Here is a 16754-nt window from a genome sequence, read left to right as displayed (position 1 = left end):
CACTTAATTTGTTAAGTAAAGCGGAGTAAAAATGATTAAAAATAGGTAAAACAATAACTGTGCAATAAACGGCCCCGAACAGGGCCGCAAAAGGGGGCTATACGGCCCGAACCGGTGCCACCGAGTGGCGATTGATCAGGGTGGGGGTATAGATCCGGCTCTGGGTCGCGTCACTCTCCCCCGCCGCCAGCTGAATGGCCAGCTTGGCCGCCTGGGCCGCCATCAGCTCGATGGGATAGCGCATGGTGGAGAGCTTGGGGCGCAGATATCTGGCATAGATGATGTCATCGAAGCCCACCACCGAGACCTCCTCCGGCACTCGCAGGCCGTTGTCCGCCAGCACGGAGATGGCGCCCGCCGCCATGGCATCGTTATAGGCAACCACAGCGGTCACCTTGAGCCCCTTGGCCAGCAGATTGAGCATGGCGCGCTCGCCCCCCTCCTCGTTCGGCGTGCCGCTCTCGATAAGCTCTGGATCGGCTGCCAGACCAGCTTCCATCAGCCCATCCTGATAACCTTGCAGACGCAAGGTGGCATCCTCGATGGCGTGATCCGAGCTGATAAAGGCGATATAGCGGTGACCCAGCTCGATCAGATGACGGGTCGCCGTGGCGGCACCCAGCCGGTTGTTGAGGGCGATGCAGCGCCCCCTGAGGGCCGGAATATCGCGGTTGATCAGCACCATACCGGGCACCCGCATGGCGTAATCGCACAATTCCTCGTCGCTCAGCGCCTTGCTGTGCACCACCAGCGCCTCGCAGCGCTTGCCGATCAGCAGCTCGATCGCCTCACGCTCCTGACGCGCCTTGTGAAAACCGTTACCCATCAGCAGGTGGAGGTTCTGCTCGACGGCGATGCCGGAGACCCCCTTCACCAGCGCACCGAAGAAGGGATCGGCCACGTCACCGACCACCACACCCATGGTGTCGCAGGTCTGGCTGACCAGTGCCCGCGCGTTGGCGTTGGGGGTGTAGCCCAGTTCGGCCATGGCCTTCTGCACCACTTCACGAGACGCGGCGCTGGCCTTGGGGGAGTTGTTCATCACCCGTGAAACCGTTGCCACCGACACATTGGCCAAACGGGCGACATCCTTGATGGTACTCATGCTGTTTTCACTTATTTCACTCTGCGACAGATGGACCATTATACCGACCAACCCCATTGAAAACAGGGGATAACGCACGATCTGCCAGAGAAGCGATCACAAAAACAGTGTAATCGTTTACACTATTTTGCAAGCAAGTTCACAGTTTGCAAGCCAACCCCTCGGCTAGACTGCTTGCAGCGTCATTTTCAGTGGAGAGCAAGATGAAGGTTCTGGTCACCGGCGGCTGCGGATATATCGGCAGCCACACCTCTCTGGCCCTGCAAGCCGCAGGCATGACCCCGGTCGTGGTGGACAACCTCTGCAACAGCAAGCGCAGCGTGTTGACTCGAGTCGCCGCTATCAGCGGCCAGCAACCCGTGTTCTATCAAGGGGATATTCGCGATGCCGCCCTGCTGGACCGGATCTTCGCCGAGCAGCAGATCGACGCAGTAATCCACTTTGCCGCCCTCAAGGCGGTCGGCGAGTCGACCCGCATTCCACTGGATTACTACGAGAACAACCTCGGCGGCACCCTCACCCTGCTGCAGGCGATGAAACGGGCCGGGGTGCACAATCTGGTGCTCAGCTCCTCGGCTACCGTCTACGGCGATCCCGCCAGTCTGCCGATCCGCGAGGATTTCCCCCGCAGCGCCACCAACCCCTACGGGCGCTCCAAGCTGATCATCGAGGAGATCCTCGAGGATCTGCAGCTGGCCGAGCCGCACTGGAGCATGACCCTGCTGCGCTACTTCAACCCGGTCGGCGCCCACGAGTCGGGCACTATGGGGGAAGATCCACAAGGCATTCCCAACAATCTGATGCCCTATATCACTCAGGTCGCCATCGGCCGTCGCGACTGCCTGTCGGTCTTTGGAAACGATTACCCAACTGTTGATGGCACCGGCGTGCGCGACTACATCCATGTGATGGATCTCGCCGAGGGGCACGTCAAGGCACTGCAACACTGCGCCGGCAAGGGTGGCGTGCACACCTACAACCTGGGCACAGGCCAGGGCCAGAGCGTATTGCAGCTGGTCGCCGCCTTCTCCAATGCCTGCGGCAAGCCGCTGCCGTTTCGCATCGAACCGCGCCGCCCGGGCGACATCGCCGCCTGCTGGGCCGATCCGGCCAAGGCCGAGCGCGAGCTGGGCTGGCAGGCAACCCGGGACATAGACGCCATGTGCGCCGACAGCTGGCGCTGGCAATCCGCCAACCCGAACGGTTACGAGGAGTAGGCCTGCCTGCTCCCTGTTAATAGACGACCTTATTTTTCAATACCTTATTCAGGAGAGATGATGTTCAACCCCGTCGATCATCCCCATCGCCGCTTCAACCCGCTCACCGGCCAGTATGTGCTGGTCTCCCCCCACCGGGCCAAACGCCCCTGGCAGGGACAGGTAGAGAAGGTGAGTCAGGCCCCCAAACAGGCCCACGATCCCGACTGCTTCCTCTGCGCGGGCAACACCCGGGTCACTGGCGACATCAACCCCGACTACAAGGGCACCTTCGTCTTTACCAACGACTTCGCCGCTCTGATGCAAGATACCCCGGCCGCCGATAGTGCCAGCGATCCCCTGTTGAAGCTGGAAGCCGCCCGCGGCACCAGCCGGGTGATCTGCTTCTCGCCGGATCACGGCAAGACCCTGCCCGAGCTGCCGCTGCCCGCCATCGAAGGGGCGATCACCACCTGGATGGATCAGGTCGCCGAGCTGTCGGCCCAGTGGGAGTGGGTGCAGGTCTTTGAAAACAAAGGGGCCGTCATGGGCTGCTCCAACCCGCACCCCCACGGCCAGATCTGGGGCAGCGACTTCCTGCCCAACGAGATCGCCCGCGAAGAGCAGCACCAGCGTGACTGGCTGGCCGAGCATGGCCGTCCCATGCTGCTGGAGTATGTGGAGCGGGAGCTGGCGGATCGCTCGCGCATTGTGGTGGAGACCGAGCACTGGCTCGCCGTAGTTCCCTTCTGGGCCGCCTGGCCGTTCGAAACCCTGCTGCTGCCCAAGGCGCACGTCCCCTCCATGCTCAACCTGACCCAAGCCCAGCAACAGGATCTGGCGGTGGCGCTCAAGGAGCTCACCAGCCGCTACGACAACCTGTTCGAGTGCAGCTTCCCCTACTCCATGGGCTGGCACTTTGCGCCGCCCAAATCGGATTGCCCCGAGGCGTGGCAGCTGCATGCACACTTCTATCCGCCCCTGCTGCGCTCCGCCACCGTACGCAAATTCATGGTCGGCTTCGAGATGCTGGCCGAAACCCAGCGCGACCTGACTCCGGAGCAGGCCGCCGAGCGGCTGCGCGCGCTGAGCCCCATTCACTACAACCAGACCAATCAAACCAATGAGGAGGCCCTATGACCCCGAGCCAACGCGTCAGCACCGTTTTTGCCGAGCAATTTGCCAAAGCGCCCGATCTGCTGGTGCGCGCCCCCGGCCGCGTCAACCTCATCGGTGAACATACCGACTACAACGACGGCTTCGTACTGCCCTGCGCCATCGACTACGAGACCTGCGTTGCCATCGGCCTGCGCGATGACCGGCAAGTACAGGTGATCGCCGCCGACTACGACAACCAGCGCGACCAGTTCGACCTCGACCAGCCCATCGAGCACCACCCCAGCCAGCGCTGGAGCGACTACATCCGCGGCGTGGTGAAATATCTGCAGGAGCGCGGTTATGCCCTGCGCGGCCTCGATCTGGTGGTTTCCGGCAATGTGCCGCAGGGGGCTGGGCTCTCCTCCTCCGCCTCGCTGGAAGTGGCCATCGGTCAGGCCTTCAAGGAGGCGCTGGGGCTCGATATCAACCAAGCGGAGATCGCCCTCAACGGTCAGCAGGCGGAGAACAAGTTCGTCGGCTGCAACTGCGGCATCATGGATCAGATGATATCCGCCAGCGGCAAAACCGATCACGCCCTGCTGCTCGACTGCCGCTCGCTGGAGACCCGCCTCATTCCCATGCCTACCGATCTGGCGGTGCTGATCGTCAACTCCAATGTGCGCCGCGGTCTGGTAGACAGCGAATACAACACCCGTCGCCAGCAGTGCGAAGCGGCCGCCCGCCACTACGGGGTCAAGGCGCTGCGCGATCTCGATCTGGCGGCTCTCGAAGCAGGCAAGGCAGGACTGGATGAGGTCTGCTACCGCCGAGCGCGCCACGTGGTAGGCGACAATACCCGCACCCTGGCCGCCGCCGATGCGCTGGCACAAGGGGATCTGGTTCGTCTCGGCGAGCTGATGGCCGATTCACACGCCGCCATGCGCGATGACTTCGAAATCACAGTGCCCGCCATCGACGGTCTGGTGGAGATCATCAAGGCCAGGATCGGCACCGAAGGCGGCGTACGGATGACTGGCGGCGGCTTCGGCGGCTGCGTGGTCGCCCTGCTGCGCCCCGAGAAGGTGGCCGAGGTGATCGCCGCGGTTGAAGCCGAGTATCCGACCCGCTTCGGCCTCAAGGCTGACTGCTACGTCTGCTCTGCCAGCGCCGGTGCAGGGGGCATCGCATGAAAGAGTTCCATCTGCAGAATGCAGCCGGCCTGCGGTTGAGCGTGCTCGATTTCGGGGCTACGCTCACCGCCCTCGAGATCCCGATCAATGGCACCTATCGCAATGTGCTGCTGTCTTGTGATCCGCTGGATTACCCCAATCAACGCTCTTATTTAGGGGCGATAGTAGGACGCTTTGCCAATCGCATCGGCAACGCCCGCCTAGAGCGAGCAGGGCAAGAGTGGCAACTAGACGCCAACGAGGGCACCACCTGCCTGCACGGGGGCAGTGACTCTCTGCACAACCGGGAGTGGCAACTGGACGGGCTGGCGGAAGATCGCATCCGTCTGCAAACTCGGCTGGCCGATGGCGAACAGGGTTTCCCTGGTAATCTGGACGTCACCGTAGAATACCGGCTGGAGCAGACCGATCTGGTGATCGAGCTGAGCGCCACCACAGATGCTCCGACCCCGGTCAATCTCACCAGCCATGCCTATTTCAACCTGGATGGTGGTGATGTGCGTGATCACCACATCATCATTAATGCAGACCGCTATCTGCCAACCGATGAACACTCGCTGCCGCTTGGTATTGCGCCGGTCGAAGGAGTATTCGATCTACGCCATGGCAAGCGGGTCGGAGAACAGTGGATGGCACATGCGCAGCAAAAAAAATGTCTGGGATTCGACCACTGTTTCTTGTTTGTTGATGCCTCGCCCTCACCACAAGCCACCCTGATGGCAGGGGATGGCAGCCTGTGTATGGAGATGTACACCAATCAGCCAGGCGTCCAGCTCTACACCGGCAACTGGTTGGCTGGCACCCCAAAACGCGGGGGGGGACATTGGGGCAACTATCAGGGGCTCTGCCTGGAAGCACAGCAAGTGCCAGATAGTCCGAACCGTCCAGAATTAGGTAACCCATGGTTGGAGCCAGGAGAACGCTATCAGCACATAACCCGTTATCGGCTCATTCCGGTTATGGCTTGACCCACTGAAGGGGCGCGTCAAGGCGCCCCTTTGTCGCATCTCTCCCGCCCGGCTTATTCAACACAACCAAGAAAGAAGCATGCTACGGCTTGGCATCATTACGATATCAGCCACCGCGTGCAGTGCTGATGGGGGTATGGCTTTCAGAGTGACGTTGACCTGCTCGTGTCGGGTAAAGTCATTGAGTACCCATTATGTGCTTTACATTCTTACCGCCAACCACACAACTTGGCAGGCATGACGGGAACATATCGGCACGCCCTGTGGCATAAGGAACCACTACGCAACAGGTTTTCGAGAGAGGATCAAATTTTGTTAACTGGCTGACCCTTGGTCGAGGCACGGATCAGCAACTCCCCTTCCAGCTTCATCAGTAAAGCGATGGGCTTCTCTCCTTGGGCCAGTTGCAACAAGGTGTCCACCGCCAGTTTACCCATCTCGTCGTAAGGTAGTTCGATAGAACTCAAAGGGGGCTCCATTTCGCAGGCCAGCATCTGGTTATCATGGCCCGCCACCAGAATGTCTTCCGGGATGCGCAATCCCGCCTCGGCTATCGCCTGGTAACAACCCTGAGCCATGTAATCACTGCAACAGAAGATACCATCAGGCGGCTGAGGCAGCGCCAGCAGTTGCCGAGTCTGTTCATAAGCCTCATGTAGCGACCAGTTGCCCACGCGCACCCATTGTGGATCCGGTATCAAATCGTGGTTGATCAACGCCTGACGATACCCCTCCAGCCGCAGACTATTTGCCTCCATCCATGGCTCCCCCTGAATAAGAGCCACTCGTTTGCAGCCTTGCTCCAACAGGTGCGCCGTCACCTTGTAACCCGCCAGCTTATCGGCAGGCAGGATGGAATAACTTTCGGACGAGCCACTGCCCTCCAGGTAGCAGTTGAGCAAAACGGTAGGCACCTGTGGGGAGAGCTCCATCTCGGCAAGTTGTCGTGTCATGGAAGAGGCAAAAATCATCCCCAGATAATCCCCCTGATTGATCTCCTGCTCGATCAACTTGGTGAGCTCCGCGCTGTTGCGATAATCGAATGTAACCAGCATGCGATCTGCCTCCCAAGCGCGTTCATTGCAGGCATTGATCGCATCCAGAAAAGGGTCATATGGAGTCAGACCATTGAAAACAAAAGCTATTTTTCTAGCAGATGGTCCCTTGGGTAGATGTTCAGCTCGCTTATGCTGGTAACCCAGTTCGGCCGCTTTTTCAAGCACTCTACGCCGCGTTTCCTCCGCCAGTTTGATGGTGGTTGAACCATTGAGCACCAGTGAAACCGTTGATTGGGAAACACCTGCAGCTGCAGCGATGGCGCTCATGGTGATGCGTTTACTATTCATTGATATGGCCATAGTTTGAGCAGTACCGCCCAGATAATAATATTAATTATTTATCTTTTATCATGACTCATGATTACGGACATGAGCAAGCAGCACAACAGCCCGCAAGGACGATAGAGGGGTTTCGGTTATCGTCCCGAGTACAGATGGCTCGCCAGTCATGCCTGTTAACCCCCTAAATTTGTTCATTTTGTGACTAATCCCTGAATTCTGTCCTTCATGATTTGCAACTAAAGATATTAGCTAATATTAATTGCTATAAGTTTAAATAATTAGTTGCAAGGATATCCGATGGCGATACAACAGTGGTCAACAGAACGAGCTTGGCAATGGTGGAACAAACAACCTTGGCTATTGGGCTTCAACTATCTCCCCCGCACAGCGGTCAACTGGACCGAAATGTGGCAGGGAGAAACCTTCGACCCAGTCACCATTGACCAGGAACTGGGTTGGGCCAACAAACTGGGCTACAACACCCTGCGAACCAATCTGCCCTTTATCGTCTGGCAGCATGATCGGGATGGCCTGCTCGCGCGCATTGAGCAGTTCCTTGGCCTGTGTAGCAAGCACAATATCCGCGTGATGATGACCTTGATGGATGACTGTGGCTTCTCCGGCGATCACCCCTATCTGGGCCGCCAGCAACCACCTCGGGAAGATGTACACAATAGCCAGGCGGCGGCCAGTCCCGGTCGGAATGTCGTCATTGACCCGACCCAATGGCGCGAAGTGGAACACTATATTCGCGACCTGATACGTACATTTGCACAGGATGAGCGGATCTTTATCTGGGATCTGTACAATGAGCCGACCAACCGGGGCATCTTTTCGGAAGGCGATGTCGAGGTGCGTTTCGATGAGTCGCTGGAGACATATGCCCACTATCTGATGGAGTTGGCTTTTGTCTGGGCCCGAGAAGAGAACCCCTCCCAGCCACTCACCGTCGGCGCGTGGCATGCACCCTACAGCATCGGTCAGGGGGATTCGGAATTTACTCCGGAAAACACCTTTACTCATCCGACCGACCTGCGCGCTATGGAGCTATCGGATGTCATCACTTTCCACTCCTATCAGCGTATGGAGGGGCTGAAAATCTCTCTGGATGTGGTCAGCAAATATCGCCGCCCGCTCCTCTGCACAGAGTGGCTGGCCAGGCATGTCGGCAGCGTGATGGAACAACAACTGCCACTCTTCAAAGAGTTAAAAATAGGTGCCTATCAATGGGGTCTGGTAAAAGGGAAGACGCAAACTCACCTGCCATGGCCTTTCGTTCGCAATATCGACCCCGATTTCCGCAGGGTCTGGTTTCACGACCTGCTGGAGGAGGATGGTACCCCCTACTCTGCCAGTGAAATAGAACTGCTCCGCACATTGACCCGTTCATAACGCAAAAGAGGACGCCACCCTAGTGGCGCCCCTCACAACACATTCATGTTGGGAAAGGTTGGCAGATGACAGATCAAAAGATACACAATAGAGAGCTGGTGGGATATTTCAGCTATGCCGTCGGGCAATGCCTCAGTTTCGGCCTGGTGGGATCATTTATCCTCTATTTTTACACCGATATCCTTGGAATATCGCCCGCTGCAGCTGGGGCTATTTTCCTCATTGCCAGAGTATGGGATGCCATCAACGATCCTATTATCGCTGGTTATATGGACACTCTTAATTTCAAACGTGGCAAATTCACGCCATATATGCTTTTCGTTCCCTTCTTGATTGCCGGGATCACCTCTCTCAGCTTCATTGGCATGGATTTACCCATGACCACCAAGGTAGCTTATGCAGCAGTCACCTATATCGCGTGGGGGATGATATACACCTTGTCTGATGTACCTTTCTGGACCATGTCATCGGTCATGAGCCAAGAGCCACAGGAGCGAGCCAAGGCCGTAACCGTCGCCATGTTGGGCGTCAATATCGGCATTGGCAGTGCTTCCATCATATTCCCGAAGCTCACCGAACTGTTTGCTGCAACCAGCAGCACCAAGGGCTACATGGAAGGTGCCATCTGCCTGATGCTGATCGCCCTGCCGCTGATGGTGCTCGGAGCAAGCCAGATGAAAGAGCGCATCAAGCCCAATCCGAATGACAAGATCACCATTAGGGACTCTTTCCGCGTCCTGCGTTCCAACAAACCGTTGGCGTATGTACTTGGCGCCTTCTTCTGTAACGTGTTCTTTAATCTGGCCACCGGGCTCTACATTTTCTTCTTCACCTACAACATGGGTGATGTCGGGCTGCTCTCGGTGATGGGCTCTATCGGTGTGGCAACCTCTATGGCCTGTATGCTGATGCCGATATTGACCAGCAAGCTCAGGAAACGTGATCTCTTCCTGCTACTCACTCTGCTGGAGATTGCATTACGCATCGGTTTCTATACGACAGGCTACGACAATCTGATAATGGTGTTCGGCTTCCTCGCCTTGATCCATGCGGCCAACGTCATCACCAATCCACTTATCTCGGCCATGTTGAGTGAGACCATCGAATATGCAGAACTAAAGTCTGGCCGCCGTTGCGCTGCCATCGCGTTCTCGGGGCAGACCTTTACCGGCAAACTGGCTTGGGCCATCGCAGGTGGTATTTCCGGTACCCTGCTGATCTGGCTTGGCTATCAATCGAATGCGGCACAGACTCAGGCTACGATGGACGGACTATTTATCTGTATATCACTTGTGCCGATATTGGGTAGCATATTACGGGTGATGATCATGACCCGCTACAATTTCACCGAAGATAAGCACGCCAAAGTACGTCATGCTCTAAATAAATGGCGATCCATTTCGTCTCTTTAACATAAAAAAATGAATGCTTTACCATAAAATATACGCCAGTCGAATTGAGCGCCTCTATCCATTCAACTTGACTGGCAAATTCCATTCAAGAACATGAAAACTACAATGATTGATAAATTATTTTTTCGTTGCATTGCGCATAGGAAAAGCAATCAACATAAGTTACATGAATCATCGAAAGCCACTGGGTAAACTTTTGCTGAAGTATATTACACGATAATAAATATCCATTGCCTCCATTGGTCTTTGAGGAGTTCAAATTTGTCGGTTTATTTCTGGCACAATATCGTTATTGTGCCAATCGCTCTCTGCGTTCTGGTTTTCTGGCTCGACACCGCCAACCTCGGTCTCTGTGCAGCCTTTCTGACCACAGGATCTTTTGCCTTGCAAGTTATACACATAATAAAGACCCAAGAAACCAGGGCCATCTCAACCAATATGTATCTGGTCTTCAGCTGTGGCGTACTTCTATGGTTGATCTACGGCCTGCGCACTAACGACATGCCCATCACCATAGCAAACAGCATCACTCTCGCTCTGGCCTGCGCCGTCCTGATGCTCAAGCTGCGTAACGAAAGGAACTGATGAGCATTCATACAACCTGGGGCTGGCACTCGGGGATCACGACGGCTTCTGTCTTGAGACGCAACAGCTGCCGGACAGCCCCAATCGGCCCGAGCTGGGCAACCCCTGGCTGCTGCCGGGCGGGCGTTATCACCACCAGACCCGCTACCGTTTTATCCGCGACTGACTTAAAGGTTTCATGATTTTTACATAGCCTCAGCAGTCACTATCGAGCAAGATAAGCCGCCCCGAGACCCTCCCGGGGCGTTTTTACATCAACGAAGTTAAGGATTGTTTGTTCGATGACTGACACCTATAGCCTGCTGGTCGCCTTTATTCTGGGCGTCGTCGAGGGGCTGACCGAGTTCCTCCCCGTCTCCTCCACCGGCCACATGATTATCGTCGGCCATCTGCTGGGCTTTGAAGGGCCCAAGGCTGCCACTTTCGAAGTGGTGATCCAGCTTGGCTCCATCCTCGCCGTGGTCGCCGTCTTCTGGCGCCGCCTGTTTGGCCTGATTGGCATCCACTTCGGCCAGAAGCCGTCCCGGGATCACGCCACCCTGTCGCTGATCCACGTCATCCTCGGCATGCTGCCCGCCATCGTGGTCGGTCTGGCCATCCACAGCTGGATCAAGGCCAACCTGTTTGGTCCACAGACCGTGATGTACGCGCTGGTCGCGGGGGGCATCCTGCTCATCATCGCCGAGAAGTTCCGCCCGGCCGTCACAGCTGAAACCCTTGATGACATCAGCTACAAGCAGGCGTTCGGCATCGGTCTGTTCCAGTGTCTGGCCCTGTGGCCCGGCTTCTCCCGCTCCGGCGCCACCATCAGTGGTGGCATGCTGATGGGGATCAGCCGTCACGCCGCCGCCGAGTTCTCCTTCATCATGGCGGTGCCCATGATGGTGGCGGCCAGCGGGCTTGATCTCTACAAGAGCCGCGATTTTCTCTCGATGGCCGACTTCCCGATGTTTGCCGTGGGCTTTATCACCGCTTTCGTGGTAGCGATGTTTGCGATCAAGACCTTCCTGACATTGATCCGCCGCATCGACTTTATCCCGTTCGCTATCTACCGCTTTATCGTGGCATTCGCCGTCTATCTGGTGTTTGTCGCCTGACCGGCAACCAGCAATCAAATGAAAAAAGGGACCAATCTGGTCCCTTTTTCTATGGCGTCATGGTGCTCAGTAGAGGTGCTGGCTGATGCCATTCAGCAGCCGCGACAGCCCCTTGGTGAACTGCACCGGCGCATCCTGCACCGTGTAGCAGAGGCAGCCATCTGGCGTATGCGGGCTATGGGAGTGGCTGGCATCGCGCCAGATGAAATCTCCCACCTTGTAAAGGGTATCGCCATCCTGAATATTGCCAGCCAGCAGCAGGGTCAGCTCATAGCCCTGATGGGTGTGCTCGGGGATGCGACCGCCCGCTTCGATATGGAGCAGGCTGGCGCGGGCACCCATCTCGTCCAGCGGCAGACTCTGCTGACGAATGGCCCCGATATGGCGCCACTTGGGCGAACGATAGCGGGCCAGCACCCGTGGCAAACGGTAGGCGTGACCGGCTACCTCCAGCTCTCCGGACTGGGCTCGGGGCTGGTCATGTGTTGGCTCGGAGAGGGGCTCTGCCAGCGGCTGGGCCAGAATATCCGCCAGCATGGCGTCGAATCCGGCGTCCAGTCCCACTTCATCGCGGGAGTCCAGCTTGGGCTCTACTGGCGAGGCAAGATATTGCTGCGCCAGCTCCTCTTCGAATGTCTTTAGTCGGGCAGCACAATCGGGGCAGAGTTCACAGTGGGCGGAGAGCCCCACCGCCAGCGGCAGAGGCAGCTCGTCGGCGGCGAAGGCACGCAGCATAGGGTCGGTCGGATGGGCTTTAATCATGGCCTTGCTCCACTTGCTCTTTCAGTTTCTGTAACGCCAGCCGGAGGCGGGACTTGATGGTGCCGAGTGGCACGCCGAGCCGCTCCGCCAACTCCTGCTGGGAGAACTCCTGCAGATAGATGCCACGCACCACCTGCTGTTGCGGCTCCGGCAGGGTGCCCAAATAATGGGCCATCTGACGGGTCAGCACCGCATCTTCCCCCCCGCTCATGTGCTCCTCTTCGGCCTGAAACTCCAGCACCGGCCACAGCTCCTCGGCACAGAGATCCTCCTTGCTGGCGCGACGACGGCGCAGCATGTCGAAGCACTGGTTGCGCATCACGGTATAGATCCAGGTGGTCGGCGCCCCCTTCTCGGGGTGGTAGAGACGCGCCTTCTGCCACACCAGCAGCATGGTCTCCTGCACCAGCTCCATGGCGTTGGCTTCGCTGCCGAGGTGGCGCAGGCCGTAGCTGCGAATACGCGGCGCAAAGTGTTGGAACAGGCGGGCAAAAGCAGCCTTGTCAGCCTGCTCTGCCACCCTGATCAGCAGAGATTTGAGGTCGCCATCCGAGTTATCCATCACGGGCGAAGTCCTGCGTATGGTCGAGTGTGGTTGGCCAGTATATGCCATTGCGCCATCCCTTTGGTGTGCTGTCGAACATGCTGTGGTAATGACTGATACGGCTCTGCGGCGCTGGCAGATCAGCAGTTCAGAAAAAAATCAGTGACTGGCCACCAGCACTCCTTTGAGCAGGGCGATGGCGGGCTGATTGTCGGCGGCGGCCAGCAGCAGCTGCTTCTGCTCGGGGGGGATCGGCAGCACCTCCAGCCAGCGCTGTGCCACCCAGTTGCCATCGTCCCAGCGGGGGGCGGGATAGAGGGCGGCATAGTCGGGATAGTCGGCAAACACCTCCCGCAGCGCCTCGACCAGTGGCAGCTGATCGGGATGGAGCCGCCGGGGCGGCCATGCCGGCAGCGAGGTTACCTCACCGATGCGCAGGCCATCCTGCTCCTGCCACAGATCCTCTATCTGCAGCCGCTCCACCCCCTGCACCGTGATCCCGAGCATGCCGTCCGGCAGCCGGTCGAAGTCGATGACGTTGACCCGGGTGGCGATGGGCAGCATGTTGCGCAGGGCGTCAGGCTGGCGCGGATCCACCATGCAGAGGGCAAAGCCCGCCTCCCCCGCTTCGGCCACCATCCGCAGGTATCTGGGTTCGAAGATCCGCAGCGGCATGATGCCGCCGGGCAGCAGGTGGGCTGATAGGGGAAACAGTGCCAGTCGCATCACAAACTCCTTGCTGGGTTACGACTCTAGGTACGTGCAACAGCCAGCGGGAGATCAGTGTCGGGAAAAACCCTTAACAATCAGGGGAAATAGCCTGGACAAGGCGCTTCGATATGCAGTAGAAATGGATAAGCACCATAATTTCCGTCCAATATTCTGGAATATGGCGCCAAACGCAGTGAAATATCCGCCCGACAGCGAGCGACGGGTCATCCCTATAGTTTTCTCGAGCCGATGCGGGTAAAATTCACGCCCTTATATATCAGTCATTTTTCGACGCGCAACCTTGGTGGTCAGTTATGAAAGAGCATATTCATCATCTACTTGAACAAACGGTAGCCAATCTCAAGTCAGCAGGCGTCCTGCCGGCGGACCTGGAAGCCCGCGTGCAAGTAGACCGATGCAAGGAAAAAGCTCACGGTGACCTGGCCACCAACCTGGCCATGCTGCTGGCCAAGCCGGCCCGCAAGAATCCCCGTGAGCTGGCGGCGGCCATCATCGAGCACCTGCCTGCCTCCGACCTGATCGCCAAGGTCGAGATCGCCGGCCCCGGCTTCATCAACTTCTTCTTCGACCAGCGCTGGCTGGCCGGTCAGGTCGAGGCCATGGTGACCTCTGCCAACGCCAACGTACGGTTGCCCACGCCACAAACCGTGGTGGTGGACTACTCCGCCCCCAACGTAGCCAAAGAGATGGCGGTGCACCACATCCGCTCCACCGTACTCGGTGACGTAGCCGCTCGTGCGCTGGAGTTCCTCGGCCACAAGGTGGTGCGAGCCAACCACATCGGTGACTGGGGTACCCAGTTCGGCATGCTGATCGCCTATCTGGAGAAGATGGCCAACGAGAACGCCTCCGACATGGAGCTGCGCGACCTGGAAGCCTTCTACACCCAGGCCAAGCGTTGCTACGACGAAGACGAAGCCTTCGCCGAGCGCGCCCGTAACTACGTGGTGAAACTGCAGGGTGGCGACGAGTACTGCCGTACCATGTGGAAGAAGCTGGTCGACATGACCATGGAGCAGAACCAGCGCAACTACGACCGCCTGAATGTCTCCCTGACCAACAAGGACATCATGGGCGAGTCCATGTACAACGACATGCTGCCGGAGATCGTTGCCGACCTGAAAGCCAAGGGGCTGGCGGTCGAGAGCGAAGGCGCCACCGTTGTCTTCCTGGACGAGTTCAAGAACAAGGATGGCGAGGCCATGGGCGTCATCATCCAGAAGAGCGATGGCGGTTTCCTCTACACCACCACCGACATCGCCTGTGCCAAATACCGTTACGAGACCCTGGGCGCCGACCGTGTCATGTACTTCATCGACTCCCGTCAGCACCAGCACCTGATGCAGGCCTGGACCATCACCCGCAAAGCGGGCTATGTACCGGAATCCGTGCCGCTCGAGCACCACGCCTTTGGCATGATGCTGGGCAAGGATGGTCGTCCCTACAAAACCCGCTCCGGTGGCACCGTCAAGCTGGTCGACCTGCTGAACGAAGCGGAAGAGCGCGCCGCCGCCCTGCTGGAGAGCCGCAACAGCGACCTCTCTGCCGAAGAGAAAGCCCAGGTGGTCAACGCCATCGCCATGGGCGCGGTCAAGTATGCGGATCTCTCCAAGAACCGCACTACCGACTACATCTTCGACTGGGATCTGATGCTCTCCTTTGAAGGCAACACCGCCCCTTACCTGCAGTATGCCTACACCCGTATCCAGTCCATCTTCCGCAAGGCTGGCGTCGATGCCGCTACCCTTACCGGCAATGTGACCCTGAACGAGGAAGCCGAAGAGGTGCTGGCCCAGAAGCTGATCCAGTTCTCCGACGCGGTCAACGGCGTGGCCGACAAAGGCATGCCACACCTGCTCTGTACCTACCTGTACGAGTTGTCCGGCAACTTCATGACCTTCTATGAAGCCTGCCCGATCAACAAGGATGGCGTGGACGAGGCAACCCGTCAGAGCCGTCTGCTGCTGTGCGCCGCCACCGCCAAGGTGCTGAAACTGGGCCTCGGCGTACTGGGCATCCATACCCTGGAGCGCATGTAATAGATGGCAACCCGGGATTATGTCGGCAGCCGCCCACGACGTCGGGCGGGTGGCCGCAATACCAAGAAAGCGGCTCCGCGCCGCTTTCCTGTTATTCCAGTGCTGCTGGTCGTGGCACTGCTGGCAGGCTTTGGTGGCTTCCTTTACATGATCAATGGCAAGGGCAGCGACGCCCCCACCATCGAAGAGCAGGTAAAGGCCAACAAGCCAAAACCACAGAACAACGGGTTGCCACAGGAGAAGTGGAGCTACATCGAACGGCTTGAGAACAAGCAGGTCGATGTTATCGAGCCACCGCCCCAGCCGGGCGTGCTGCCACCGCCCCCCGCCGATACTCTGACCCTGCAGCCGGAAAAGCTGCCGCAACCGGTACCGACCGACATTCCCCAACCGGGGACGCCCATCGGCCAGTCCAAACCCTATCAGACCAATCCGGCGACCACGCCTGACAACGGTGCGCCCGTTGCCAGCGCTCGGGAACAGGTGATCGATCGCCAGGCCGAACGGGAGCGAATGGAGCGGGAGATCCGTGCCGAGCTGGAGCGGGAGCGGGCCGAAGCGGCCAAAGCCAAAGCGGCTAACCCGCCAGCCCAGACCGCAGCCGCCGACAGCGGTCGCTATATGATGCAGTGCGCGGCTCTGCGCTCGCAGGATTCCGCAGAGTCGCTAAAGGCACGTATCGCCTTCACCGCCGGTCTCTCTTCCAGCCTGCAGGTGGTCAACACAGCCAACGGTACCGTCTACAAAGTGATGGTGGGCCCCTTCAACGGCAAGGCGGCCGCCGACGCGGCCAACGGCAAGCTGCAGAGCTCCGGCATCAGCGGCTGCATTGCCAAGAAGGGTTAGCATACTGTCAGGCTGAACCAGCAGAGAACCAGAACATGACAAATTCGAAACAGCCACCAAATGGCCTTCCGGTTTACCGCTTGATTACTGGGCCTGATGACGCGACATTTTGTTTTCGTGTCAGCGAGGCACTAGCTCAAGGCTACACGCTGTATGGTTCTCCCTCGGCGACGTTCAATGGCCAAACTGTGATCGTGTGCCAAGCGGTAGTCTGGTCTGAAACAACATAATGCGGACAGTTTGCAGCAGGGCCGGGTGGCAACACCCGGCCCTGTTCTTTTGGTGTCACTCGCACCCACCCTGATTGCTACCCCGTTTATCCCGACCAAAGGCAGGGTTGAAAAGCCCGTTTGCCATCCCCATCTTTCTTGCCATGCACAGTCAGGCCGTCATTCGGCTCAAGCGAGGTAAGTAAAGTGACTACCATAGTTTCAGTTCGCCGCAACGG

The 16754-nt window shown here is 58.2% G+C and carries 16 protein-coding genes and 1 pseudogene; 12 read left to right on the top strand and 5 right to left on the bottom strand.

Going from position 1 to position 16754, the window contains the following annotated elements:
• Positions 1 to 97: 97 nt before the first annotated feature.
• On the bottom strand, positions 98 to 1105 hold the full coding sequence (locus G5358_RS10090; protein WP_421324035.1) for a substrate-binding domain-containing protein: 1008 nt from the start codon (positions 1103 to 1105) through the stop codon (positions 98 to 100).
• Positions 1106 to 1308: 203 nt separating this feature from the next.
• Here G5358_RS10090 and galE point away from each other — a divergent pair, with 203 nt between their 5' ends.
• Genes galE through G5358_RS10070 form a run of 4 tightly spaced genes read left to right on the top strand, consistent with a single transcriptional unit; the run spans position 1309 to position 5557 of the window.
• On the top strand, positions 1309 to 2322 hold the full coding sequence (gene galE / locus G5358_RS10085; RefSeq protein ID WP_337073693.1) for a UDP-glucose 4-epimerase GalE: 1014 nt from the start codon (positions 1309 to 1311) through the stop codon (positions 2320 to 2322).
• Positions 2323 to 2382: 60 nt separating this feature from the next.
• On the top strand, positions 2383 to 3441 hold the full coding sequence (locus tag G5358_RS10080) for a UDP-glucose--hexose-1-phosphate uridylyltransferase (protein WP_421324043.1): 1059 nt from the start codon (positions 2383 to 2385) through the stop codon (positions 3439 to 3441).
• Complete coding sequence (gene galK, locus G5358_RS10075) at positions 3438 to 4589, top strand: galactokinase (RefSeq protein WP_421324034.1); 1152 nt, start codon at positions 3438 to 3440, stop codon at positions 4587 to 4589. Before G5358_RS10080 ends, galK begins: the two co-directional genes overlap by 4 nt.
• Positions 4586 to 5557 (top strand): galactose-1-epimerase, encoded by a 972-nt coding sequence (locus G5358_RS10070; RefSeq protein WP_227341613.1) that lies wholly within the window; start codon positions 4586 to 4588, stop codon positions 5555 to 5557. The genes galK and G5358_RS10070 overlap by 4 nt, the downstream gene beginning before the upstream one ends.
• 305 nt (positions 5558 to 5862) lie before the next feature.
• Here the strand turns inward: G5358_RS10070 and G5358_RS10065 are convergent, their stop codons facing one another.
• On the bottom strand, positions 5863 to 6903 hold the full coding sequence (locus tag G5358_RS10065; RefSeq protein ID WP_216949955.1) for a LacI family DNA-binding transcriptional regulator: 1041 nt from the start codon (positions 6901 to 6903) through the stop codon (positions 5863 to 5865).
• Positions 6904 to 7194: 291 nt separating this feature from the next.
• On the opposite strand from G5358_RS10065, the gene G5358_RS10060 reads away from it, so the two are divergent.
• From G5358_RS10060 to bacA, 5 genes and pseudogenes are all read left to right on the top strand, one after another.
• Positions 7195 to 8289, top strand: a complete 1095-nt coding sequence (locus G5358_RS10060; RefSeq protein WP_139408884.1) for a cellulase family glycosylhydrolase — start codon at positions 7195 to 7197, stop codon at positions 8287 to 8289.
• Between the two features lie 65 nt (positions 8290 to 8354).
• On the top strand, positions 8355 to 9701 hold the full coding sequence (locus G5358_RS10055; protein ID WP_421324033.1) for an MFS transporter: 1347 nt from the start codon (positions 8355 to 8357) through the stop codon (positions 9699 to 9701).
• Positions 9702 to 9962: 261 nt separating this feature from the next.
• Positions 9963 to 10286, top strand: coding sequence for a SemiSWEET transporter (locus G5358_RS10050; protein WP_421172454.1), 324 nt, complete (start codon positions 9963 to 9965; stop codon positions 10284 to 10286).
• 34 nt (positions 10287 to 10320) lie between these two features.
• Positions 10321 to 10452: pseudogene (locus tag G5358_RS10045) on the top strand (galactose-1-epimerase); the annotation flags it as partial.
• Between the two features lie 115 nt (positions 10453 to 10567).
• A complete protein-coding gene (gene bacA, locus G5358_RS10040; RefSeq protein ID WP_069527669.1) occupies positions 10568 to 11383 on the top strand; it encodes an undecaprenyl-diphosphate phosphatase in 816 nt (271 codons plus the stop codon).
• A gap of 66 nt (positions 11384 to 11449) precedes the next feature.
• On the opposite strand, the gene G5358_RS10035 is transcribed toward bacA, so the two are convergent.
• The 3 genes from G5358_RS10035 to G5358_RS10025 all read right to left on the bottom strand — a co-directional run bounded on the left by G5358_RS10035 (position 11450) and on the right by G5358_RS10025 (position 13415).
• Entirely contained in the window at positions 11450 to 12145 is a 696-nt protein-coding gene (locus G5358_RS10035) for a ChrR family anti-sigma-E factor (protein WP_421324032.1), read from the bottom strand.
• Positions 12138 to 12707, bottom strand: a complete 570-nt coding sequence (locus G5358_RS10030) for a sigma-70 family RNA polymerase sigma factor (protein ID WP_421324042.1) — start codon at positions 12705 to 12707, stop codon at positions 12138 to 12140. The genes G5358_RS10035 and G5358_RS10030 overlap by 8 nt, the downstream gene beginning before the upstream one ends.
• 141 nt (positions 12708 to 12848) lie before the next feature.
• Positions 12849 to 13415, bottom strand: coding sequence for an LON peptidase substrate-binding domain-containing protein (locus G5358_RS10025; RefSeq protein ID WP_421324031.1), 567 nt, complete (start codon positions 13413 to 13415; stop codon positions 12849 to 12851).
• A 299-nt stretch (positions 13416 to 13714) separates the two neighbouring features.
• On the opposite strand from G5358_RS10025, the gene argS reads away from it, so the two are divergent.
• From argS to G5358_RS10010, 3 genes are read left to right on the top strand one after another with little or no spacing between them, the layout of a single operon-like run.
• Entirely contained in the window at positions 13715 to 15460 is a 1746-nt protein-coding gene (gene argS, locus G5358_RS10020) for an arginine--tRNA ligase (RefSeq protein WP_421324030.1), read from the top strand.
• 3 nt (positions 15461 to 15463) lie between these two features.
• Positions 15464 to 16306, top strand: coding sequence for an SPOR domain-containing protein (locus tag G5358_RS10015; protein WP_266134945.1), 843 nt, complete (start codon positions 15464 to 15466; stop codon positions 16304 to 16306).
• A gap of 35 nt (positions 16307 to 16341) precedes the next feature.
• Positions 16342 to 16536, top strand: coding sequence for a DUF1737 domain-containing protein (locus G5358_RS10010; RefSeq protein WP_216952631.1), 195 nt, complete (start codon positions 16342 to 16344; stop codon positions 16534 to 16536).
• Positions 16537 to 16754: the final 218 nt, after the last annotated feature.

Origin of the sequence: Aeromonas sp. 604176 (assembly GCF_049170755.1) — a bacterium.
Lineage (GTDB): Bacteria > Pseudomonadota > Gammaproteobacteria > Enterobacterales > Aeromonadaceae > Aeromonas > Aeromonas veronii_A.
This window is presented reverse-complemented; position numbering and strand designations above follow the sequence as displayed.

Bases quoted from the DNA above. Each gene is read 5' to 3' on its own strand.
- galK (WP_421324034.1), top strand. From the start codon at position 3,438: ATGACCCCGAGCCAACGCGTCAGCACCGTTTTTGCCGAGCAATTTGCC.
- G5358_RS10065 (WP_216949955.1), bottom strand. From the start codon at position 6,903: ATGAATAGTAAACGCATCACCATGAGCGCCATCGCTGCAGCTGCAGGT.
- G5358_RS10030 (WP_421324042.1), bottom strand. From the start codon at position 12,707: ATGGATAACTCGGATGGCGACCTCAAATCTCTGCTGATCAGGGTGGCA.
- G5358_RS10080 (WP_421324043.1), top strand. From the start codon at position 2,383: ATGTTCAACCCCGTCGATCATCCCCATCGCCGCTTCAACCCGCTCACC.
- argS (WP_421324030.1), top strand. From the start codon at position 13,715: ATGAAAGAGCATATTCATCATCTACTTGAACAAACGGTAGCCAATCTC.
- G5358_RS10055 (WP_421324033.1), top strand. From the start codon at position 8,355: ATGACAGATCAAAAGATACACAATAGAGAGCTGGTGGGATATTTCAGC.
- G5358_RS10010 (WP_216952631.1), top strand. From the start codon at position 16,342: ATGACAAATTCGAAACAGCCACCAAATGGCCTTCCGGTTTACCGCTTG.
- G5358_RS10035 (WP_421324032.1), bottom strand. From the start codon at position 12,145: ATGATTAAAGCCCATCCGACCGACCCTATGCTGCGTGCCTTCGCCGCC.
- G5358_RS10015 (WP_266134945.1), top strand. From the start codon at position 15,464: ATGGCAACCCGGGATTATGTCGGCAGCCGCCCACGACGTCGGGCGGGT.
- bacA (WP_069527669.1), top strand. From the start codon at position 10,568: ATGACTGACACCTATAGCCTGCTGGTCGCCTTTATTCTGGGCGTCGTC.
- G5358_RS10025 (WP_421324031.1), bottom strand. From the start codon at position 13,415: ATGCGACTGGCACTGTTTCCCCTATCAGCCCACCTGCTGCCCGGCGGC.
- G5358_RS10060 (WP_139408884.1), top strand. From the start codon at position 7,195: ATGGCGATACAACAGTGGTCAACAGAACGAGCTTGGCAATGGTGGAAC.
- G5358_RS10090 (WP_421324035.1), bottom strand. From the start codon at position 1,105: ATGAGTACCATCAAGGATGTCGCCCGTTTGGCCAATGTGTCGGTGGCA.
- galE (WP_337073693.1), top strand. From the start codon at position 1,309: ATGAAGGTTCTGGTCACCGGCGGCTGCGGATATATCGGCAGCCACACC.
- G5358_RS10070 (WP_227341613.1), top strand. From the start codon at position 4,586: ATGAAAGAGTTCCATCTGCAGAATGCAGCCGGCCTGCGGTTGAGCGTG.